This window comes from Microbacterium sp. NPDC089189, from assembly GCF_040685095.1.
Lineage (GTDB): Bacteria > Actinomycetota > Actinomycetes > Actinomycetales > Microbacteriaceae > Microbacterium.
Genome location: NZ_JBFBHG010000016.1, coordinates 50,393 through 68,310, shown reverse-complemented (window position 1 = coordinate 68,310; position 17,918 = coordinate 50,393). Strand labels below are relative to the sequence as shown.

Below are 17,918 nucleotides of genomic sequence, written 5' to 3'. Positions count from 1 at the left end.
CCCGCCCCACCCGGCAGCACCGGCGCCACAGGCGCAAATGCCCGATCAGCGGAGGAAGATGTCGGCGTTGTCGATGAAGCGGTTCTCGCCGATCGAGGCGGCGATGAGTGCGACGGCGGGACCGCGGTAGCCCTCATCGACCGGCAGGAAGGTGGACGGGTCGACCACCGACAGGTACTCGAGCCGGATCCGCGACTCCCCCATGAGGGTCGACTGAGCGGCGGCGATGCAGGCGTCCACGTCGCGATCCGCGTTCGATGCCGCCGCCGCGAGCGCGCGCGGCAGCAGGGCCGCCGCGGCACGGTCGGCGCCGTCCAGCGCGTCGAGGCGTGTCGACACGGGCAGACCGTCGTCGCCCCGCACGGTGTCGACCTCGACGATGTCGACGTCGAAGAAGAGATCCCGCACCATCCGGCGCACGAGGAAGACGCGCTGACGGTCGCGGGCACCGTACACGGCGACATCCGGGCGCACGATCTGAAGGAGCTTGGCTTCGACGGTGAGCAGGCCGTCGAAGTAGAACGGCCGGGTGCGCCCCTCGTACCGGAGCCCCAGGTCTCCGGCGCCCACACGGGTCGTCACGCGTCCGTCGGGAAGGAGCTCCGCCACATCCGGGGCGAAGACGATGTCGACGCCGAGCTCGGAGAGCAGCGCGGCGTCCTCGTCCGGGGTGCGCGGGTAGGCAGCCGCCTCGCCGGCCGTCGCGAAGCGCAGCGGGTTCACGAACGACGACACCACGACGATGTCGGCGTGTTCCCGAGCGGCGCGGATGAGGGCGATGTGGCCGTCGTGCAACGCGCCGATCGTGGAGACCAACGCGACACGGGAACCGGTCGGGGCTGCGGCTCTGGCCTCGGCCAGTCGGGTGCGCAGGCCCGCGATGGTGCGGATCATCCGTCGATCGTATCGCCGAGCACCGGCGGCACGGCGCCACGCGGGTCGGCGCGCGTCAGCGCATCGTCGATCGTGGACCGCACGAGGGCCGACAGGTACCCGCCCGGGTTCTCCACGCCGATGCCGGCGAGGATGCCCGTCGCCTGCCCGATGATCGACCGCGAGAACTCGGTGGCGGTCGCGATGGCCTCGGCGTAGGCCGGGCGATCCGCCTCACGCACGACGACGGGCTCGCATCCCATCTCGACGGCGAGGGCCTGCGCGATGGGCAGCACCGCGGCGGGCGCGGTGACCGCGGCGTACGACGCCGAGAGCTGCCGCAGATCGATCGTCGTGCCGGTGAACGTGATGGCGGGGTGGACGGCGAGCGGGATCGCGCCGCGCGCCTGCGCGGGAGCGAGCACCTCGGTGCCGTAGCCCGGGTCGGTGTGCAGCACGAGCTGGCCGGGCTGCCACGCGCCGAGCTCGGCGAGCCCCGCGACCAGCCCCGCGAGCTCGCCGTGCGGCACGGCGATGACCACGAGCTCGCTGCGCCGTGCGACCTCGGCGGCATCGATGACCGGGACGCCGTGAAGGATGGCGTCGACGCGGTCGGGGTCGGATCCCGGGGTGATGCCGACCAGCGCGTGCCCGGCGCCCGCGAGGGCGGCGGCGATCACGGGTCCCACGCGTCCGGCACCGATCACGCCCACGCCGAGGCGTCCGTCACGATTCATGCGTCGTCCTTTCGTGGCGACTCGGGAAGTGTGTCCGCGGGAGCCTCCGCCGCGGCATCCGCGGGAACGCCGGGAGCATGCGCCCCGGGCTGGACGTCCGCGGGCACGTCCGGTGCCGCGGCCGGGCCGGCGGGCTCCGCCGCGGCGGGCGTGAAGGCCTCGCCCTCCGGCGCCCTGTCGACGACCGACCAGCGGTGCGAACGATCCGTGGCCCCGGTGCGCACGGCCCCGCGCGCCGCCCCGGCGAACAGGTCCTGCGCGAAAGTGCGGTCGAGGACGCCGACGCCCGTGATGACGGTGCCCGCGACGGTGTGCGCACGCAGGTCGGCCACATCGAGTCGCCGCGCGAGCGGCCCCTGGTGCAGCGCCACGCTCTGCATGCGGGCGAGGGGGATGATCGTCACCGAGCGCGACAGCCGTCCGCGCCGCAGGAACAGGGCGGTGGCGGTGAGGGCGGCGCCGTTGCGGCGCCATGAGAGGGGGCGCAGCAGGCGTGCCCGCGCCGGCGTGGTCGTGTACCCCGGCGCTCCGTCGGGGGCGAAGAGCCCCTCGGTGAAGACGAGGCCGCGCTCCTCGTCGTCGAGCCAGGGCAGCAGCAGTCCGATCACGCGCTCGGCGTCGGCCCGGGTGCCGACCGGCAGCACCCGGGTGAAGGCCTCGGTCGCGTCCTGACCCGAGCGCGTGCCCGAGAGCCGGTTGACCGTGATCGTCCACCATCCGGGCCCGCGCCAGAGCAGCGGCTGGCGCACCTGGATGGCGTGCACCCGGCCCGGCGGCAGCGTCTCGGTGACGGTCGTGAACAGCCCGAACACGATGCGTACGCCATGGTCGGTGGGGGCGATCGCGTAGCGGAGCGAACGGGCCGCGGTGCGCACCGTGTACGTGACGAAACCGAGCACCGTCGGCACCAGGGCGAACAGCACCCAGGCCACGCCGGACGAGGCGGCGACGATCATCGCGGCGATGCCGAGCAGCAGGTACAGCGTGGAATCGCGCAGCAGCAGCGATCCGAGCACACGGCCGGGCGGGATCCGGACGACGGACTCCGGCTCGGCGACGGGCTCCTCGACGCCGTCGACGAGGCCCTCCACCGCACGGCTGACCGTGCCGACGGCGCCCTGCCGCCACGGCACCGGAGGCCCGGCGGGGGCCGCCGCGGCGCCGAGCGTCCGGCCCGAGGCCAAGCGCAGGATGTCGCCGCGCACCTGCTCGGCGTTGGATGTCGACAGGTACTCCAGGCGCACGTTGGCGTCGAGCCCGGCACCGACGACCTCGAGCTTGGCCAGCCCCACCAGGCGCGCGACGAGCGGACGGGTGAGGTTCACGCCCTGCACGCGGTCGAGGGGAGCGCGCCGGTTGGTGCGGAAGACCACGCCGCTGCGCACCTCCACGTCGTCGCCCGTGATGCGGAAGGTGTGGAACCGCCACGACGCCCAGAACAGGGCGATCAGCAGCACGAGCGCGCCGAGCACCACGAGGAGGGCGATCAGGATGAGGTCGTGGCTGAGCACGTACTCCACCGGATCGGCGGGCACCTCACCGCTGAAGCCGGGGTCGAGCGCCGGGAAGAAGATCTCGATCAGCCGCTCGCGCAGGTTGGCGATCACGAAGCCGATCACCACGACGAGGAACAGTCCGCCCCGCAGCAATGGGGTGAGCGGATGCAGCCGGTGCCACTCGCCGTCGCTCAGCGAGGAACGCACCACCTCCGCGTCGGGCTGGCTCACAGACCGGTCCGACGCGTCTCGGCGACCTCGATCAGCAGATCGCGCAGTTCCTCGGCACCGTCCTGCGTGAGGCCGGGGAGGACCACGGCGGTCGTCGCGGCGGCCGTCACGAGCTTGAGCTGGGCGATGCCGAACGCGCGGTCGAGAGGACCGTGCGTGATGTCGACGAGCTGCATCCGGCCGTAGGGCACCGCGACGATCCGCTGGAACAGGATGCCGCGGCGCATGACCAGATCGTCCTCGCGCAGCCGATAGCCGAACGCCCGGATCTGCCGGGGCGTGATGATCAGCGACACGACGATGCCGATCAGCACGGCGCCGGCGGCGAACCACACCCAGGGCATGCGGGTGAGGAGGGACACGACCACGGCGGCGGCGACCACGAGCACGAACGACCCGGCGAGCGAGAGGATCTGCACCGTGCGGTAGGCGCGGGCGAGCTGGTGCCACCGGCCGTCTCCGACGAACAGCCCCGACCGTCGCGGCTCGAGGATCGCGTCGAACGTGCCCTCATCGAGGGTCGACGCGGCCGGCGCCTCGGCGTCAGATCGGGGCGAGGGGGTCTCCCCCGACATCCCCGGGACCGGGTTGGTCGTCATCGTCGTCCTTCCGAATGGTGCACAGGCTTTCGGCGGTGAGGGCCGCGGCGACCAGCGCGACGCACGCCACGAGAGTCGCGATCGTCGTCCCGAACGAGCCTACAGACGGCACGACCGGGCGGGTCAGGAGGAAGATCATGAGCCCCAGCGCGAAGCCGCCCATGGCCGCTCCGACGATGCTCGACGCCTTGGCCAGCATCGCGATGCGCACGGCCCGGAACGGGTCGATGGGAGCGGAGCGGCCGCGGCTGGCGCGGCGCACCGGGATCGCCAGCGCGAGCACGAGCGCGCCGAGGAGGGCGAGCAGCACCGGGAGGGTGATGACGGGCGTGAACGTCGCCTGCCCGCTCGCCGTGAGGATCTGGTCGACGAGGAAGCCCACCCCCGCGCCCAGCACGACGGCGATCGCGAGGACCGCGGGGTTCGTGCGCTTCATGACGTTTCCTCACGGGCGGCCGGCAGCTCCGCCACGGGTCCGATGCCGGGCAGGACGGCGTGGGGGTCGAGCGCCAGCCAGGGGCGCAGCACGAAGCTCCGCTCCGCGGCGCGCGGATGCGGCAGCGTCAGCTCGGGCGCATCGCTGCGCACGTCGCCGTAGGCGATCAGGTCGAGATCCAGCGTCCGGTCGCCCCAGCGCTCCCGGCGTTCGCGGCCGTGGTCGGCCTCGATCCGGTGCAGGAACGACAGCAGGACCGACGGCGCCAGCCGGGTCTCGGCCAGGGCGACGGTGTTGAGGTAGGCGGGGGCGTCCTCATCCGGACCGTCGAGGCGGATGGCGACCGACTCGATCATCGGCCCCACCCGCACGCCCGTGGTGAGCGGCAGGCGGTGGAGGTCGGCGACGGCGGCGGCCATGAGCGCCGCCCGATCGCCCAGGTTGGAGCCGAGGGCGATGACGACCGTCGTGGGTGACGTGGATGCGGCGGGCCCGGTGGCCACGCCCTGCGCGAGACGACGGTTCACAGCTGACCCCTCTCGCGGGTGATGCAGACGCTCACGTCGGTGAACGGCACCGTGATCGGCGCCGACGGCTTGTGCACCGTCACGGTCACCCGTGCCACCGCGGGACGCGCCAGGACGACGCCGGCGATGCGGGCGGCGAGAGTCTCGATCAGATCGACCGGCTCGCCCTCGACCACCGCGACGACGTCGTCGGCCACCTCGCCGTAGTGCACCGTGTCGCGCACGTCGTCGGAGCGCGCGGCCGGGGCGAGGTCGACGTGCAGCGTCAGATCGACGATGAAGTCCTGCCCGTCCCGCTTCTCGTCGGCGTAGACGCCGTGGAACCCGCGTCCGCGCAGGCCCGTGAGGGTGATCGTGTCGCTCATGCGCTCACCCCGCGCCAGGCGCGCGCCACCGCGAGCGCGTCTCGGGTCGCGACGACATCGTGCACGCGCACGCCCCAGACGCCCTCGCGCGCGGCGAGAGCGCTCGTGACGGCGGTGGCGAGGTCCAACCGTGCGGTGTCCTCCGGCTCGGCACCGATGGCGTCGCGCAGGAAGCGCTTGCGGGAGGTGCCCACGAGCAGGCGCGGCCCGAGCCCGTCGAGCTCGCGCAGCGATCGCAGGACGTCCCAGTTCTGCTCGGCGCGCTTGGCGAAGCCGATGCCCGGGTCGAGCACGATCCGCGTCGGGGGGATGCCCGCCGCGGCGGCGGCCTCGATGCGGCCGATGAGCTCCGACATGACCTCGCGACGCACGTCGCGGTACTGCGCGGCGGCGTACATCTGGTCGGACGGCCCGCGCCAGTGCCCCAGCACGATGTCGGCGGGCGAGTCGGCGACCACATCCAGCATCGCCGGGTCGGCGAGTCCGCCGGAGACGTCGTTCACGATCCGGGCGCCCGCCGCGATCGCCGCCGCCGCCGTGGACGCGTTCATGGTGTCGATGCTCACGCGCGCGCCGCTCTCGACGAGGGCGTGGATGACGGGGACGACGCGCTCCTGCTCGACCTCGACCGGCACGCGCGCAGCACCCGGGCGGGTGGACTCCCCGCCGACGTCGAGGATCGCGGCGCCCTGGGCGAGCAGCGTGAGCCCGTGGGTCACGGCCGCAGCGGGATCGAGGAACCGCCCGCCGTCGCTGAACGAGTCGGGGGTGACGTTGACGATGCCCATGATGAGGGTGCTCACGCGGCCCTCCCCGCCATGAGCGCCATGAGCTCGGCCCGCGCCGCCGGCTCGGCCAGCTCACCGCGCGCGGCGATGGTCACCGTGCTCGCGTCGGGCTGGCGCCCGCCGCGCATCGTGACGCATTCGTGCACGGCGTCGAGCACGACGAGCACGCCCCGGGTGTCGAGGGAGTGCGCGATCGTGTCGGCGACCTGCTCACCCAGGCGCTCCTGCACCTGCGGCCGGGCCGCGAGGATGTCGACGACGCGGGGCAACGCGCCGAGGCCGACGACCTGCTCGCCCGGCAGGTAGGCGATGTGCGCGCGACCCGCGAACGGCAGCAGGTGGTGCTCGCACACGGAGCGGAAGCGGATGTCGCGCAGCATGACCGCTCCCGACGGCAGCGTCTCGGGCGCGGGTCCCCGCGCGATCGAGATGGTGCGGGCGAGCGGCGCCGCGGCATCCTCGCCCACGCCGGCGAAGATCTCGGCGTAGAGCTCGGCGACCCGCTCCGGGGTCTGCGTCAGCCCCGGGCGGTCGGGGTCCTCGCCGATCGCCGTCAGCAGCTCACGCACGAGCGCGGCGATGCGTATCCGGTCCAGGCCCACGGCCCGAGCCTACGCGGTCGCGGGTCGCGCCTGTCCGGACGGCTGGCGCTGGGTGGCCGGGGCCGTCGCGGTGGCGTCGGCCTCGGTCTGCGCCGCGACGGATGCTGCCTCGGCGCGACGCGGCACGTCGACCGGGGGCAGCGCCGACACGGGACGCTCCGAGCTCGACAGCCACTGCGGACGCGGCGGGAGGCGCTTGACGTCGCGAAAGATCTCGGCGAGCTCGAGGTGGTCGAGCGTCTCCTTCTCGAGCAGCACGAGCGCGAGCTTGTCGAGCACGTCGCGGTTGTCGTTGATCACCTGGTAGGCCTCGTTGTGGGCCTGCTCGATGAGCGCACGCACCTGCACGTCGACCCGTTCGGCCACGCGCTCGCTGAAGTCACGGCCGTGACCCATGTCGCGGCCCATGAAGACCTCGCCCGACGAGGCGCCGAGCTTGACCGGACCGACATCCGTGGTCATGCCGTATTCGGTGACCATCTTGCGGGCGATGTTGGTGGCCTTCTCGATGTCGTTCGACGCGCCCGTGGTGGGGTCGTGGAACACGATCTCCTCCGCGACGCGGCCGCCCATGGCGTAGGTCAGCTGGTCCTGCAGCTCATTGCGGGTGACCGAGTACTTGTCATCCAGCGGCAGCACCATCGTGTAGCCGAGCGCCTTGCCACGGGGAAGGATCGTGACCTTCGTGACGGGGTCGGTGTGGTTCATCGCGGCCGCGGCGAGGGCGTGACCGCCCTCGTGGTAGGCCGTGATCAGCTTCTCCTTGTCGCGCATGACGCGCGTGCGGCGCTGCGGACCGGCGATGACGCGGTCGATGGCCTCATCCAGCGCGCGGTTGTCGATCAGCTGCGCGTCGGAGCGGGCCGTGAGCAGAGCGGCCTCGTTGAGCACGTTGGCGAGGTCTGCACCCGTGAAGCCGGGGGTCTTGCGGGCGACGACCTCGAGGTCGACGCCGTCGGCGAGCGGCTTGCCGCGGCCGTGGACCTCGAGGATGCGCTTGCGCCCCTGCAGGTCGGGCGCGTCCACGCCGATCTGACGGTCGAAGCGGCCCGGGCGCAGCAGCGCGGGGTCGAGGATGTCGGGGCGGTTCGTCGCCGCGATCACGATGACGTTGACCTTGGGGTCGAAGCCGTCCATCTCGACCAGCATCTGGTTGAGGGTCTGCTCGCGCTCGTCGTGCCCGCCGCCCATGCCGGCGCCGCGGTGGCGCCCGACGGCGTCGATCTCATCGATGAAGATGATCGCGGGGCTGGACTCCTTGGCCTGGTTGAACAGGTCGCGCACGCGGCTCGCACCGACGCCGACGAACATCTCGACGAAGTCGGAGCCCGAGATCGAGTAGAACGGCACACCGGCTTCACCGGCGACGGCGCGCGCCAGCAGGGTCTTACCCGTTCCGGGAGGGCCGTACAGCAGCACGCCCTTGGGGATGCGGGCGCCCAGCGCCTGGAACTTGGTGGGGTCCTTGAGGAAGTCCTTGATCTCCTCGAGCTCCTCGATGGCCTCGTCGGCGCCGGCCACATCCTGGAACGTGACGGTTGGGGACTCCTTGCTCACGAGTTTGGCCTTGGACTTGCCGAACTGCATGACCTTGCTGCCGCCGCCCTGGGCGGACGAGATGAGGAACCAGAAGATGAGACCGAGGAGGAGGATCGGCAGCAGCAGCGAGAGCAGGCCGTCGAACCAGGTGGCGCGCGGCACGATGTCGTTGTAGCCGTCGCTGGGGTTGGCGCTGTCGATGGCGGAGACGACCTCGTCTGCGCGGGCGCCCACGTAGTAGAACTGCACGTCCGTCGCGCCCTCGTAGGCCGACGACAGCTTCAGGTCGACGCGCTGGTCGCCGTCCGTGTTGGTCGCCTCGACGACGGTGTCACCGCTGAGCAGTTCGAGTCCCTGCTGGGTGGTGATCTGCTTCGCGGCGCCGAGGCTGGAGATCAGCGAGAAGCCGACGATGAGGAAGAGCCCGATCACGAGGACGTAGATGAGCGGGTTGCGCGAGAGCTTCTTGAAGTCCATGTGCGGGGCGGCCCCCGGCCCTTTCGTCGACATACCGCCTCCCAGGCGGTCGTTTCAGGGTAGCGCGGGCTCGCTATGCGGGATCTGTGCATTCGCCCACGGCGTACAGTGCGCCGCCCGCCGGGCTCGCCGGGTAGGCGGCGCGTCAGGAGTAGACGTGGGGCGCGAGCACCGCGACATCGCGCAGATTGCGGTAGCGCTCTGCGTAGTCGAGGCCGTAGCCCACGACGAATTCGTTGGGGATGTCGAAGCCCACGTACCGGCAGTCGACCTGCACCTTGGCGGCCTCGGGCTTGCGGAACAGCGCGAACACCTCGACCGAGGCGGCGCCGCGGGCGTCGAAGTTCTCGAGCAGCCAGCTGAGGGTCAGACCGGAGTCGATGATGTCCTCGACGATCAGCACGTGCTTGTTGTGGATGTCGGTGTCGAGGTCCTTGCGGATCTGCACCACGCCGCTGGAGCGCGTGCCCGTGCCGTACGACGAGACGGCCATCCAGTCCATCGGGGCGAGCACCGGGAGAGCCCGCGAGAAGTCGGCCATGACCATGATGGCGCCCTTCAGCACCCCCACGAGGACGAGGTCCTTGCCCTCGTAGTCGGCGGCGACCTGGGCCGCGATCTCCTCGAGCTTCGCGAGGATCTGCTCCTCGGTCGCCAGAACGGTCGTGAGGTCGTCGGCGATGTCCGCTGCGCGCATGGTTCGAGTCTAAGCGGCGTCGTCCGCGGCACCATCCGGGTCGACCGCCGCGGTGAACACGATGCGGCCGCTCTCGCGGTGCGCCCGGCATCCGGGCAGGTCGAGCGGGCCCTGCCCGTGCCAGTCGGTGACGAGTCGGGCCACCTCGAGGGTCTGCACCCGGGTGAGCGAGACGTGGAACTCGCTGGCCACGACGTGCCGGATGATGCGGTGGCGCAGCGCCGCCGGGTTGGCGGCGAGGGCCGCGACCGACACCGCGATGCCCGCCTCCGCGGGCTCGACGATGTCCTCGATCGTCTCCTCGATCATCTCGGCGAACGCCTCGGCGTCTTCGCGCAGCTGTTCGGCCGTGCGGGCGAGGGCCTCGGCGATGCCCGGCCCGAGCTCGCGCTCGAGCACCGGCAGCACCGCGTGCCGCACGCGCACCCGGGCGAACCGCGGATCGTCGTTGTGCGGGTCGTGCCAGGGCTCGAGCCCCGCGGCGGCCGCCGCCGCGCGCGTGGTCGCACGGTGGACCCCGAGCAGCGGCCGGAGCCAGGTGACGTCGCCGTCGGCGCGGGCCGGCCGCATCCCGCCGAGACTCGTCGCGCCGGCGCCGCGGGCGAGTCCGAGCAGCACCGATTCGGCCTGGTCGTCGAGGGTGTGGGCCAGCAGCACGGCCTGCGCGCCGTCGGCGCGGGCGGCGTCGCGGAGGGCGTCGTACCGCGCGGCGCGGGCCGCCCCCTCGGGGCCGTCGCCGTCTGCGGTCACGGCGACGCGCACCACCTGCGACGCGAGGCCCAGGTCGCGGACGACGCCGGCGGCGGTGCGCGCCACCGCGTCCGATCCGTCCTGGAGGCCGTGATCGACCGTCACCGCCGTGGCCGTGATGTCGAGCTTGGGCGCTTCGAACGCGACGGCCGCGGCCAGGGCGAGCGAGTCGGCGCCGCCGGAGACCGCGACGATCACGCGCTCCCCCGCGCGCGCAGCGAGCGCCTCGCGAACCGCCCGGCGGAGCTCGGCGGTGGCGGGGTCGAGTCCGGGACGCATAGCGCCCACGCTACCCGCGGCGGGGTGCGCGCTCGGAGCGGAACAACGGCCCCGGCTAGGCTGGGGGGCGACATCCCACATCCTTCGAAGGAGCACACGTATGGGCGCATACGACGCCGTCATCGAGATCCCGCGCGGCAGCCAGGTGAAGTACGAGGTCGACCACGGCACCGGGCGGGTGTTCCTGGACCGCGTGCTGTTCACGCCCATGGGCTACCCCAGCAACTACGGGTTCTTCGAGAACACCCTCGGCGAGGACGGCGACCCGCTCGACGTGCTGGTGCTGCTCGACCGCGACATCTACCCCGGAGTCCTCGCCAAGGTGCGGCCCGTCGCCGTGCTGAAGATGAGCGACGAGGCCGGCGGTGACGACAAGGTCGTCGCCGTGCTGGCGAAGGACCCGCGCTGGGCCCACATCCAGGACGTCGACGACATCGACGAGTGGACCAAGAACGAGATCGGTCACTTCTTCGAGCACTACAAGGACCTGGAGCCCAACAAGTGGGTCAAGGTCGACGAGTGGGCGAACGCCGCCGAGGCCGAGCGCCTGGTCGGCGAGGCGTTCACGCGCTTCGAGGAGCACGAGGGTCAGACGAAGACCCAGGGTGAGGGCGCTGCGCCCAACACGCTCTGAGCGCTCTTCGCAAACGAGAGAGGGAGCGGATGCCGGTGGCATCCGCTCCCTCTCTCGTTGCGTAGAACGGGTGTCGCGCGGGTCAGAACCCCACGCCGCGCGCGGCCATGAAGGGGCGCGGGTTGGTGGGGCTGCCGTTGACGTAGACCTCGAAGTGCAGGTGGCAGCCGAACGAGTTGCCGGTGTTGCCGACGCTCGCGATGACCTGGCCGGCGTTGACCCACTGGCCGCGAGAGACCCGGATGCCGCCGCCGACGATGTGGGCGTAGCCGGTGGCGATGCCGCCGCCGTGCTCGACGCGCACGAAGTTGCCGTAACCGCCGTTGGGGCCCGCGAAGCTCACGGTGCCCGACGAAGCCGCGTAGATGTTGCCCCAGCATCCGGCGCCGAAGTCGGTGCCGTAGTGGGTGCTGCTGGCGCAGTAGCTGGGCCCGCACTGCGAGTAGCGGGGGCCGTACTCGGAGGTGATGTTGCCGCCCGCGGGGCGCACCCATCCCGAGCCGGATCCGGTGCCTCCACCGCCTCCGCCACCGCCGCCGGTGGAGGGCGGGGGGTTGTTCTTGGCGGCCTCGGCGGCGGCTGCGGCAGCCGCGGCCGCTGCCGCAGCGGCTGCCCGGCGGGCCTCTTCGTCGCGGCGCTTCTGCTCCTCGACACCGGCCTGGTAGTCCTGGATGGTCTTGGCCGTCGTGTCTTTGAGCGCGGCGAGCTGCGCCTCGAGGGTACCGAGGTTCGCGGTCTGCGCGTCGAGCGCGGCCTGCGCGGCGTCGGCGGCGGCCTGCGCCTCCTGCATCGCGATGTCTGCGGCCTGCTGCAGCTTGTCGCGCTCTTCGCGGGCCGACTTGGCCTGGTCGGAGAGGACCTGGGCCAGGTTCCGCGCTGCGACGGCATCGGCGTAGACGGCCTGGTTGCGATCGAGCAGCTTGTCCATCGTGCCGAGACGCTCGAGCAGGTCGTCGGCGCCCGCGGCGGAGCCCGCGAAGAAGAGCTGCAGCGACGCGTCCTCGCCACCGGTGCGGTAGAGCTGAGCGGCGACGCGGCCGGCCTTGTTGGCGGCGCTCGTGGCGTTGGCGGATTCGCTGTCGGCCTGCGTCTGCAGGTCGGTGGCGCGCTGGGAGGCGTCGAAGAACGCCTGCTGCGCGGCGAAGTACTCGTCCGACTTCGTCTGCGCGATGGCCTGCTTGTTGGCGACGTCGGCCTGCAGCTGGGCGATCAAGCCCTCGATGCGAGAGATCTCGGCGTTCTTCGCGGCCTCGTTGTTCTTGGCGCGCTGCACGTCGTCCCACGACGGGTAGCCCTCGATCGCGAACGCGCGGGGCACGAGCGGACCGGCGATGGCGGCGAGCCCGACGACACCCAGGGCTCCGACGCCGATAGCGGCTCGGCGCGAGAGATCGGGCCACAAGAACCGTCGCTCGCGGGGGGTCGGAGCGCAATCGCAGTCCTCCGACGCCTGATACAGATCTTCGGCAGTCACGAATGCCCCTCGTTCACCGGCGCAACACAGACAACAGTAACAACATCAGTCACAGAAGCAACGGTTTCTCGGATGTGGATGCGGGTGCGCCCGCGCCATCTTCTCCCCGTCCGGCACCACTGTCCACGACCGACGCGCGGGCGGAGCCGATCCCGATTGGCGATTTGTGCGGAGCATGCGTATGCTTGCTCTTCGGTAAGCGTGAGCCCCTCGGGTTCATCCGGCCCCATCGTTTAGCGGCCTAGGACGCCGCCCTTTCACGGCGGTAGCACGGGTTCGAATCCCGTTGGGGTCACACAACCGGATACAATTAAATACGCATGGCCCTGTAGCGCAGTTGGTTAGCGTGCCGCCCTGTCACGGCGGAGGTCGCGGGTTCAAGTCCCGTCAGGGTCGCTCTGAGCGACGGGCCCTTTTTCGAGAGGGCCTTTCGTTTAGCACGCGGCATCGCGTCGTTCGCGATACGGATGCCGCGCGGCTCTGTAGCTCAGTTGGTAGAGCGCACGACTGAAAATCGTGAGGTCACGGGATCGACGCCCGTCGGAGCCACACGGATGACCGTTACAGTCATCCCAGAAACCCTCGCCTAGCTTCTACATGGCGGGGGTTTTGCTTTGCACTGGTGCGAGCAGGTTTCGGTGAGGTTCTCCAGCAATCGGAACCCCGCGTGTTCGACCGAGCGAAGCGACATGAGACGCTCCGATCGATGACGCAGGTGACGCCTGCCGAGTAGGTTGGGCCGGTCTGGGGCCGGTTGGCACCTGAACTCGCACGGTGACGCGTCTAGGAATCGTCGCCTATCGGAGGAAACGACTCTCTCGGCACCGCAGCCAGAATTTCTGTCGCTAGTGTTCGACCGTGGATGCGGACGAACTCACGGCCCTGGCGACGGTGATCAGCGTCGCCGTAGCGCTGTTGTTCGGAGCCGCCGGTCTTAGTGTCGGAATCGTGGGGCTAGTGCAAGCGCGCAGAGCTAGAGCAGCCGCGATCGGGGCGAACAAGATCGCCGAAAAGGCGAACGAGATCGCGAACGAGGCCAACAGAATTGCCGAGACCGCGAACGGCACCATCAATCAGCAGGCAGCTCGCGATACGGAACGTTCGGATGTCGCGTAGGAGTGGCGCTGGGATAGCGCGGCTCAGAGCCACCACGTCATCATCCAGAACATCGGCAAGAGCCCGGCGAACGATGTCGTCGCTCAGTTCTTCTTCGAGGGTGACGTCGAAGCTAATCCACCGATGAGTGTGGCCGGGCGGGAGGAATTTCATCTGGAGATACCGACGCTTGCGGATCGACGCAAGTTCGCAGTCGAGTCGGAACGAACATCGGTCGAGTGGGCTGTTGCCCAGCGCCTCGCGCAGGCGATTCCGATACCGCCACAAGGCACTGCACGAGTACGACTTCGAGTGACTTGGGTGACGCCCCTGGGAACACCGAAGTTGTTTGACTCCGGCTACAGCGACGAGTCTCTGTTGCACAACGCGCACTGACTACCTCCGCCGGTGCACTGCTCGAGAGATGCCCAACCGGGACGCCCGTCCCCCGAAAGTCAACGTCATCCCACGGGCGCGCTCTCTTCACCTAGTCCGTGGAGGGCACGTCGCCGGAGACCAGTTCCGATGCAGACCGCTCGGCGATACGGAGTAGCAGGTCGGCCAGATGAATGATGTCCGCCGCCTCCGTCGGATTGTCGAAGTGAACAATCCGGTGGCTTGCGGGGTTCTTGAAGGCGCCGATGGTTCCCGCGTACAAGGACTGAATCGCCTGACGCTCGGCTGGAACGCCGGCGCTGGCGAGGGGGCCTGTGTCGGGATTGAAGGCGTTCCTCATCATCACAACGCCATAGCTGTCCGGCCCGTAGTTAGCGAGATCCCTGACGCGAACTTCGACCTGGTGGGTAGCCGCAAAGACTGCGGTTTGGTAGCTTCCCCGCTCAAAGAGCAGTCGAGCCTCAAGCAGCGCAGGATGCAGGTCTGCATGCAGCCGATATGCCGCTTCAGCGGGTCCGACGTCGCCCGATTCCGCCGCCGCGCGTCCGGCTGAAGTCAGTCGATACTCGCCTGTTGCGCTACTGTTCTCCGCGGCCGGGCCAAGCAAACCCCGCGACAGCAACCAGCCAAACGCGTCTGCGAGTACCTGCGAGAGGTTCAGCTCTTCGTACTCGCGAGGCATCGCCCGACGTCCCCCGATGCGCGGGACTTGTTCTCGGATGCTTGCCTCTGCATAGGCGCGATAGTTCGGGACCGACCACTCGTTTCTGCCTGAGTCCAGCATCGACCTGGCTACCAGCAGCCCAAGTTCCGATGGTGACATCTTGTTCAAAGCGTCGACGGCCACCGACGTAACTCCGGCCAGGGTCACCCGCATCGGTTCTTCGGTCGTATCGCCCACGCTCGTCCCGTTCCTAGTCCCTGGTTTACGAGTGCCGGAGTCTACCGTCGAGCTGGGCGTTGGCAGGAGTCCCGAGCCTGCACTCGCGAGTACCCGGTGCTATCCGGGCCCGGAGATCCCCCGGCACTAGACGGCTCGGGACAGAAAGTGAGATGATTGCCGGTTCGCTACCGGGAGGTGCACAAGGACGACAAGGGTCAGAACGAGGACTGGGACGGCATCATCCGGAAGATGATCGCCGATGCCACAGAGAGCGCGCCGACAGAACCCGGCGTGCACAAGATGCCCTGCGGAGAGTGCATCGTCGACTTCTTCCTCAACGCTGAGGGTCAAGAGCGGTGGCTCGTCGCCGGCGACGCACGCTCCTACACTCGCGAGACGGTCGCGATCGCACGTCACGGCGAGCACCCGTGGCAACGGCTCTACACCCTCGAGGATGCCGCGAAGGAGATCTCGAAGCTTGCGGAGAGCCAAGGTACAGACGTCCACACCGTGCTCGATGGTTTGGCCGATGCGATTGACGGGCGGGGGGCTCGGCGGGTCGCGCGGGAGCGGAGGGATCTGCCAACCGAATCCCTCAGCAACGTCGCCGAACGCTTCGGTGTCGATCTGGAAGGCCTGTAAACACGATCATCGACGAGGTCGCTCGGGCACAACGGGCTACCCTCCCGCGGCGCCGTCGCCACTGCCTCTTGCCTCGACGTAGCTGTATATGCGGCTGTACTGCTCCTCGTCAATCAGATCGATGATGAACGCGTATGTGACCACCTCGAAGCTGTTGTCGCGGAGTTCCCACCAGCAACGCGGCGATCAGCTCATCGACCGAGATCTCTCCGTGTTGAGCCTGACGCACAAGGTCCATGGCGGTCGTTGGTTCGGCCATCTGTTAGCCCTCCGGTCCCGCCCTGTTCGACGCGAGTCGCGACGGTACCGCTCTAGTCCCTTGGCGATGGCAGAGTGTTGGCCGACCTGCTCAGCCAGAGTCTCGGCTTCGCTGCCGGGCCCTGTGGCCCCCTCGTCGGCGAGCCGGACCAGAGCACGGCCCGCCATCTCACGACTGTCGTCGATGGCACTAGCTACCGCGACTCCCACGAGTTGGTGGCGCCTTCTATTCTCTGGATGCGCTCCCTGACGGCGGCGTCGCCAGTGCGGCGCAGGCGCCAGCGACGAGGGCAGAGGCGAAGCCATGAAGTCGTTTCATGATGCTGATTCCTTCCGAGAGCTACGCCGCTGGGTCCGCGGCGCACGAGGTGGGCGGGGTTGACGCTCTTCCGGCGCGGGCGCTTCGGGGATGACGACAGGGATCCGCCGCGGTGCGGCAAACCGGGACGCGACGTGACGGATCATGTCGTCGGTGATCACGCCGGCACGAACACGTTCCGGAGGGCTGCCGTCTTCGGGCAACACGTACGCGACACCGGGGGTCGCGGGCGAGATCTCGTGACAGCGAGCACCCGCAGCGACTGCCCCATCACCGAGCACCATCGCGGTCTCCATGCGGTCGCGAAGGCGGAGTCCGACGGTCTGCGTGAAGAGGCCCCGGGCTGGCAGCGTCTCCTTTCGAGGGTCTTGGAGGCAGGCGAACACAATGAACCCGACCGCCCGCCCCTGAGAGGCGAGCGTCGCGAGTGCGGCATTGGCTCGCCGGAGCAGATCGCGATCGGTCTCGTAGGCGGTGAGGGCAGCGAGCTCGTCGATCAGCACCACGACCGTCGGGCTCTCGGTGCTCGGGGTGTGTTGCCGGGTCTTGCCTGCGAGCTCGTTCGCGCGTTGCTGCATCGCGGCTACGGCATCCTCGAGAAGGATGACCGAGCGCTCAGCGTCGGCAGCGAAGCGTGTCAGCAACGCGCGACCGAGGGCGAGCTCCATTCCGCCCTTGCGGTCGATCCCCCAGACCTCGACGAGGCCACGGTGGATCGGCTCGGCCAGCCCCAGGAGGAGCCCCCAGACGAGTGAGGCTTTGCCGCTTCCAGATGAGCCGGCGACGAGCGTGTGGGGTCCGAGGCGCAGCGACCACAGCGAGCCGGTTGCATCCTTGCCCATGGCAACGGTCTTCCCATCCCAAGCAGCAGGCAGCTCGAGGCTGAACGGATGCTCGAGCGCATCGGCGTATTCGAGTCGCAGCACCAGCGCACCGATCTGCTCGCCGTGAACGGTCGCGCGGCGGGCCGCGAACGCCTGTGCGAGGAGGTCGGCCTGAGCTTGTAGATGCTCGCGACCGAGGCCCTGTGGGAGGGCGACACCGACGACGCATGTCCAGCCGTCCCAAACAGGGCTACTGATCGCAGGGACCACCGCACCGTTCGTGGTGGAACCCTGAACGCCGAGGCCGACTCTCGTTGCGACGGCAGCCCAACTCGAGAGGACGTTGCGAGAGACGTCGCGCTTCCATTTCTCATCCGACCGTCGGGGCATCCGACGCGCCGTGGTCGCAAACCAGAGACCTAGGAGGGCGGCCACCGCGAGGCATCCGACGGTGAACGCGACCTGCACGGCCGGCACCGGAGGGAACCACGACAGGATCAGGACGAGCGCGGCGATCCACCACCAGCGGCGGAACAGGAGGCCGATCTCGTCGCCCCAGCTGCGCAACTCTCGCGGGAGGGCGGATCGCATTACTCGGCACCCCGCGGCTTGGGCGCCGGCTTCATCTCGCGCGCCCGGAGTGAATAGGCAACGCGAGGGCGGCCCTGCCCCTCCTTGACGTACGGCGTCACGGTGAGTCCCTCGAACACGGCCGGGCGGAACGGCAGCCCGTTGAGCTCGGGCGGCAGCTGGGGCTCGGAGATGCTCGCGATCTTGACCGTGACCTCGCCCTGCCCCTTCCGCGCATCGGGGTCGGCGTCGATAACGCGGACCTGCCAGAGGGGGTGGCCGGAGTTCTTGTCGAGGTCTTGCCCCTGCCGTTCGCCGTCGTCGGACCACTTGACGATGGGTTCGACCTCGCCCACGACGAACGCGCCGCGCGGGAAGAAAGCCTCGAAGTTGACCGGGATTGCTGACTGGATTGCCATTGCTAGTT

At 69.9% G+C, this 17,918-nt stretch carries 19 protein-coding genes and 3 tRNA genes; 6 read left to right on the top strand and 16 right to left on the bottom strand.

From position 1 onward, the window contains the following. Positions 1-45 precede the first annotated feature (45 nt). The 12 genes from panC to tilS all read right to left on the bottom strand — a co-directional run bounded on the left by panC (position 46) and on the right by tilS (position 10,405). Positions 46-894 (bottom strand): pantoate--beta-alanine ligase, encoded by an 849-nt coding sequence (panC, locus tag AB0N73_RS10785; RefSeq protein ID WP_363563246.1) that lies wholly within the window; start codon positions 892-894, stop codon positions 46-48. Continuing rightward, a complete protein-coding gene (locus tag AB0N73_RS10780; RefSeq protein ID WP_363563244.1) occupies positions 891-1,610 on the bottom strand; it encodes a DUF2520 domain-containing protein in 720 nt (239 codons plus the stop codon). The genes panC and AB0N73_RS10780 overlap by 4 nt, the downstream gene beginning before the upstream one ends. Then, entirely contained in the window at positions 1,607-3,337 is a 1,731-nt protein-coding gene (locus AB0N73_RS10775; protein WP_363563242.1) for a PH domain-containing protein, read from the bottom strand. Before AB0N73_RS10775 ends, AB0N73_RS10780 begins: the two co-directional genes overlap by 4 nt. Further along, positions 3,334-3,936: a PH domain-containing protein gene (locus tag AB0N73_RS10770; RefSeq protein ID WP_363563240.1), complete on the bottom strand. Its 603-nt coding sequence runs from the start codon at positions 3,934-3,936 to the stop codon at positions 3,334-3,336. The genes AB0N73_RS10775 and AB0N73_RS10770 overlap by 4 nt, the downstream gene beginning before the upstream one ends. Further along, complete coding sequence (locus AB0N73_RS10765) at positions 3,881-4,372, bottom strand: DUF3180 domain-containing protein (protein WP_363563238.1); 492 nt, start codon at positions 4,370-4,372, stop codon at positions 3,881-3,883. The genes AB0N73_RS10770 and AB0N73_RS10765 overlap by 56 nt, the downstream gene beginning before the upstream one ends. Then, on the bottom strand, positions 4,369-4,899 hold the full coding sequence (folK, locus tag AB0N73_RS10760; RefSeq protein ID WP_363563236.1) for a 2-amino-4-hydroxy-6-hydroxymethyldihydropteridine diphosphokinase: 531 nt from the start codon (positions 4,897-4,899) through the stop codon (positions 4,369-4,371). The genes AB0N73_RS10765 and folK overlap by 4 nt, the downstream gene beginning before the upstream one ends. Then, positions 4,896-5,264 (bottom strand): dihydroneopterin aldolase, encoded by a 369-nt coding sequence (gene folB / locus AB0N73_RS10755; RefSeq protein WP_363563234.1) that lies wholly within the window; start codon positions 5,262-5,264, stop codon positions 4,896-4,898. Before folB ends, folK begins: the two co-directional genes overlap by 4 nt. Next, positions 5,261-6,052, bottom strand: a complete 792-nt coding sequence (gene folP / locus AB0N73_RS10750) for a dihydropteroate synthase (RefSeq protein WP_363563296.1) — start codon at positions 6,050-6,052, stop codon at positions 5,261-5,263. Before folP ends, folB begins: the two co-directional genes overlap by 4 nt. A gap of 11 nt (positions 6,053-6,063) precedes the next feature. Then, a complete protein-coding gene (folE, locus tag AB0N73_RS10745; protein WP_363563232.1) occupies positions 6,064-6,654 on the bottom strand; it encodes a GTP cyclohydrolase I in 591 nt (196 codons plus the stop codon). Positions 6,655-6,663: 9 nt separating this feature from the next. Further along, complete coding sequence (ftsH, locus tag AB0N73_RS10740) at positions 6,664-8,670, bottom strand: ATP-dependent zinc metalloprotease FtsH (RefSeq protein ID WP_363563294.1); 2,007 nt, start codon at positions 8,668-8,670, stop codon at positions 6,664-6,666. Positions 8,671-8,815: 145 nt separating this feature from the next. Then, entirely contained in the window at positions 8,816-9,367 is a 552-nt protein-coding gene (hpt, locus tag AB0N73_RS10735; protein WP_363563230.1) for a hypoxanthine phosphoribosyltransferase, read from the bottom strand. A 9-nt stretch (positions 9,368-9,376) separates the two neighbouring features. Continuing rightward, positions 9,377-10,405 (bottom strand): tRNA lysidine(34) synthetase TilS, encoded by a 1,029-nt coding sequence (gene tilS, locus AB0N73_RS10730; RefSeq protein WP_363563228.1) that lies wholly within the window; start codon positions 10,403-10,405, stop codon positions 9,377-9,379. Positions 10,406-10,496: 91 nt separating this feature from the next. Between tilS and AB0N73_RS10725 the strand changes: the two genes are divergently transcribed. Beyond that, the gene (locus AB0N73_RS10725; protein ID WP_363563226.1) at positions 10,497-11,030 is read left to right on the top strand and encodes an inorganic diphosphatase; all 534 of its coding nucleotides are present in this window, start codon (positions 10,497-10,499) and stop codon (positions 11,028-11,030) included. 82 nt (positions 11,031-11,112) lie between these two features. Here the strand turns inward: AB0N73_RS10725 and AB0N73_RS10720 are convergent, their stop codons facing one another. Further along, complete coding sequence (locus AB0N73_RS10720) at positions 11,113-12,504, bottom strand: peptidoglycan DD-metalloendopeptidase family protein (RefSeq protein WP_363563224.1); 1,392 nt, start codon at positions 12,502-12,504, stop codon at positions 11,113-11,115. A gap of 222 nt (positions 12,505-12,726) precedes the next feature. On the opposite strand from AB0N73_RS10720, the gene AB0N73_RS10715 reads away from it, so the two are divergent. The 4 genes from AB0N73_RS10715 (at position 12,727) to AB0N73_RS10700 (ending at position 13,620) form a co-directional block, all read left to right on the top strand. Further along, positions 12,727-12,799: transfer RNA gene (locus AB0N73_RS10715), tRNA-Glu, on the top strand. Between the two features lie 27 nt (positions 12,800-12,826). Continuing rightward, positions 12,827-12,900 (top strand) — tRNA-Asp (locus AB0N73_RS10710). A gap of 80 nt (positions 12,901-12,980) precedes the next feature. After that, positions 12,981-13,053, top strand: a tRNA-Phe gene (locus AB0N73_RS10705). A 309-nt stretch (positions 13,054-13,362) separates the two neighbouring features. Next, positions 13,363-13,620 (top strand): hypothetical protein, encoded by a 258-nt coding sequence (locus tag AB0N73_RS10700; RefSeq protein ID WP_363563222.1) that lies wholly within the window; start codon positions 13,363-13,365, stop codon positions 13,618-13,620. A 466-nt stretch (positions 13,621-14,086) separates the two neighbouring features. Here the strand turns inward: AB0N73_RS10700 and AB0N73_RS10695 are convergent, their stop codons facing one another. Next, the gene (locus AB0N73_RS10695) at positions 14,087-14,896 is read right to left on the bottom strand and encodes a TIGR02391 family protein (protein ID WP_363563220.1); all 810 of its coding nucleotides are present in this window, start codon (positions 14,894-14,896) and stop codon (positions 14,087-14,089) included. Positions 14,897-15,073: 177 nt separating this feature from the next. On the opposite strand from AB0N73_RS10695, the gene AB0N73_RS10690 reads away from it, so the two are divergent. Then, positions 15,074-15,520 (top strand): zinc ABC transporter ATPase, encoded by a 447-nt coding sequence (locus AB0N73_RS10690; protein ID WP_363563218.1) that lies wholly within the window; start codon positions 15,074-15,076, stop codon positions 15,518-15,520. A 573-nt stretch (positions 15,521-16,093) separates the two neighbouring features. On the opposite strand, the gene AB0N73_RS10685 is transcribed toward AB0N73_RS10690, so the two are convergent. Next, positions 16,094-17,512, bottom strand: coding sequence for an FtsK/SpoIIIE domain-containing protein (locus AB0N73_RS10685; protein WP_363563216.1), 1,419 nt, complete (start codon positions 17,510-17,512; stop codon positions 16,094-16,096). Beyond that, positions 17,512-17,910 (bottom strand): plasmid replication, integration and excision activator, encoded by a 399-nt coding sequence (locus tag AB0N73_RS10680; protein WP_363563214.1) that lies wholly within the window; start codon positions 17,908-17,910, stop codon positions 17,512-17,514. Before AB0N73_RS10680 ends, AB0N73_RS10685 begins: the two co-directional genes overlap by 1 nt. Between the last annotated feature and the right edge of the window lie 8 nt (positions 17,911-17,918).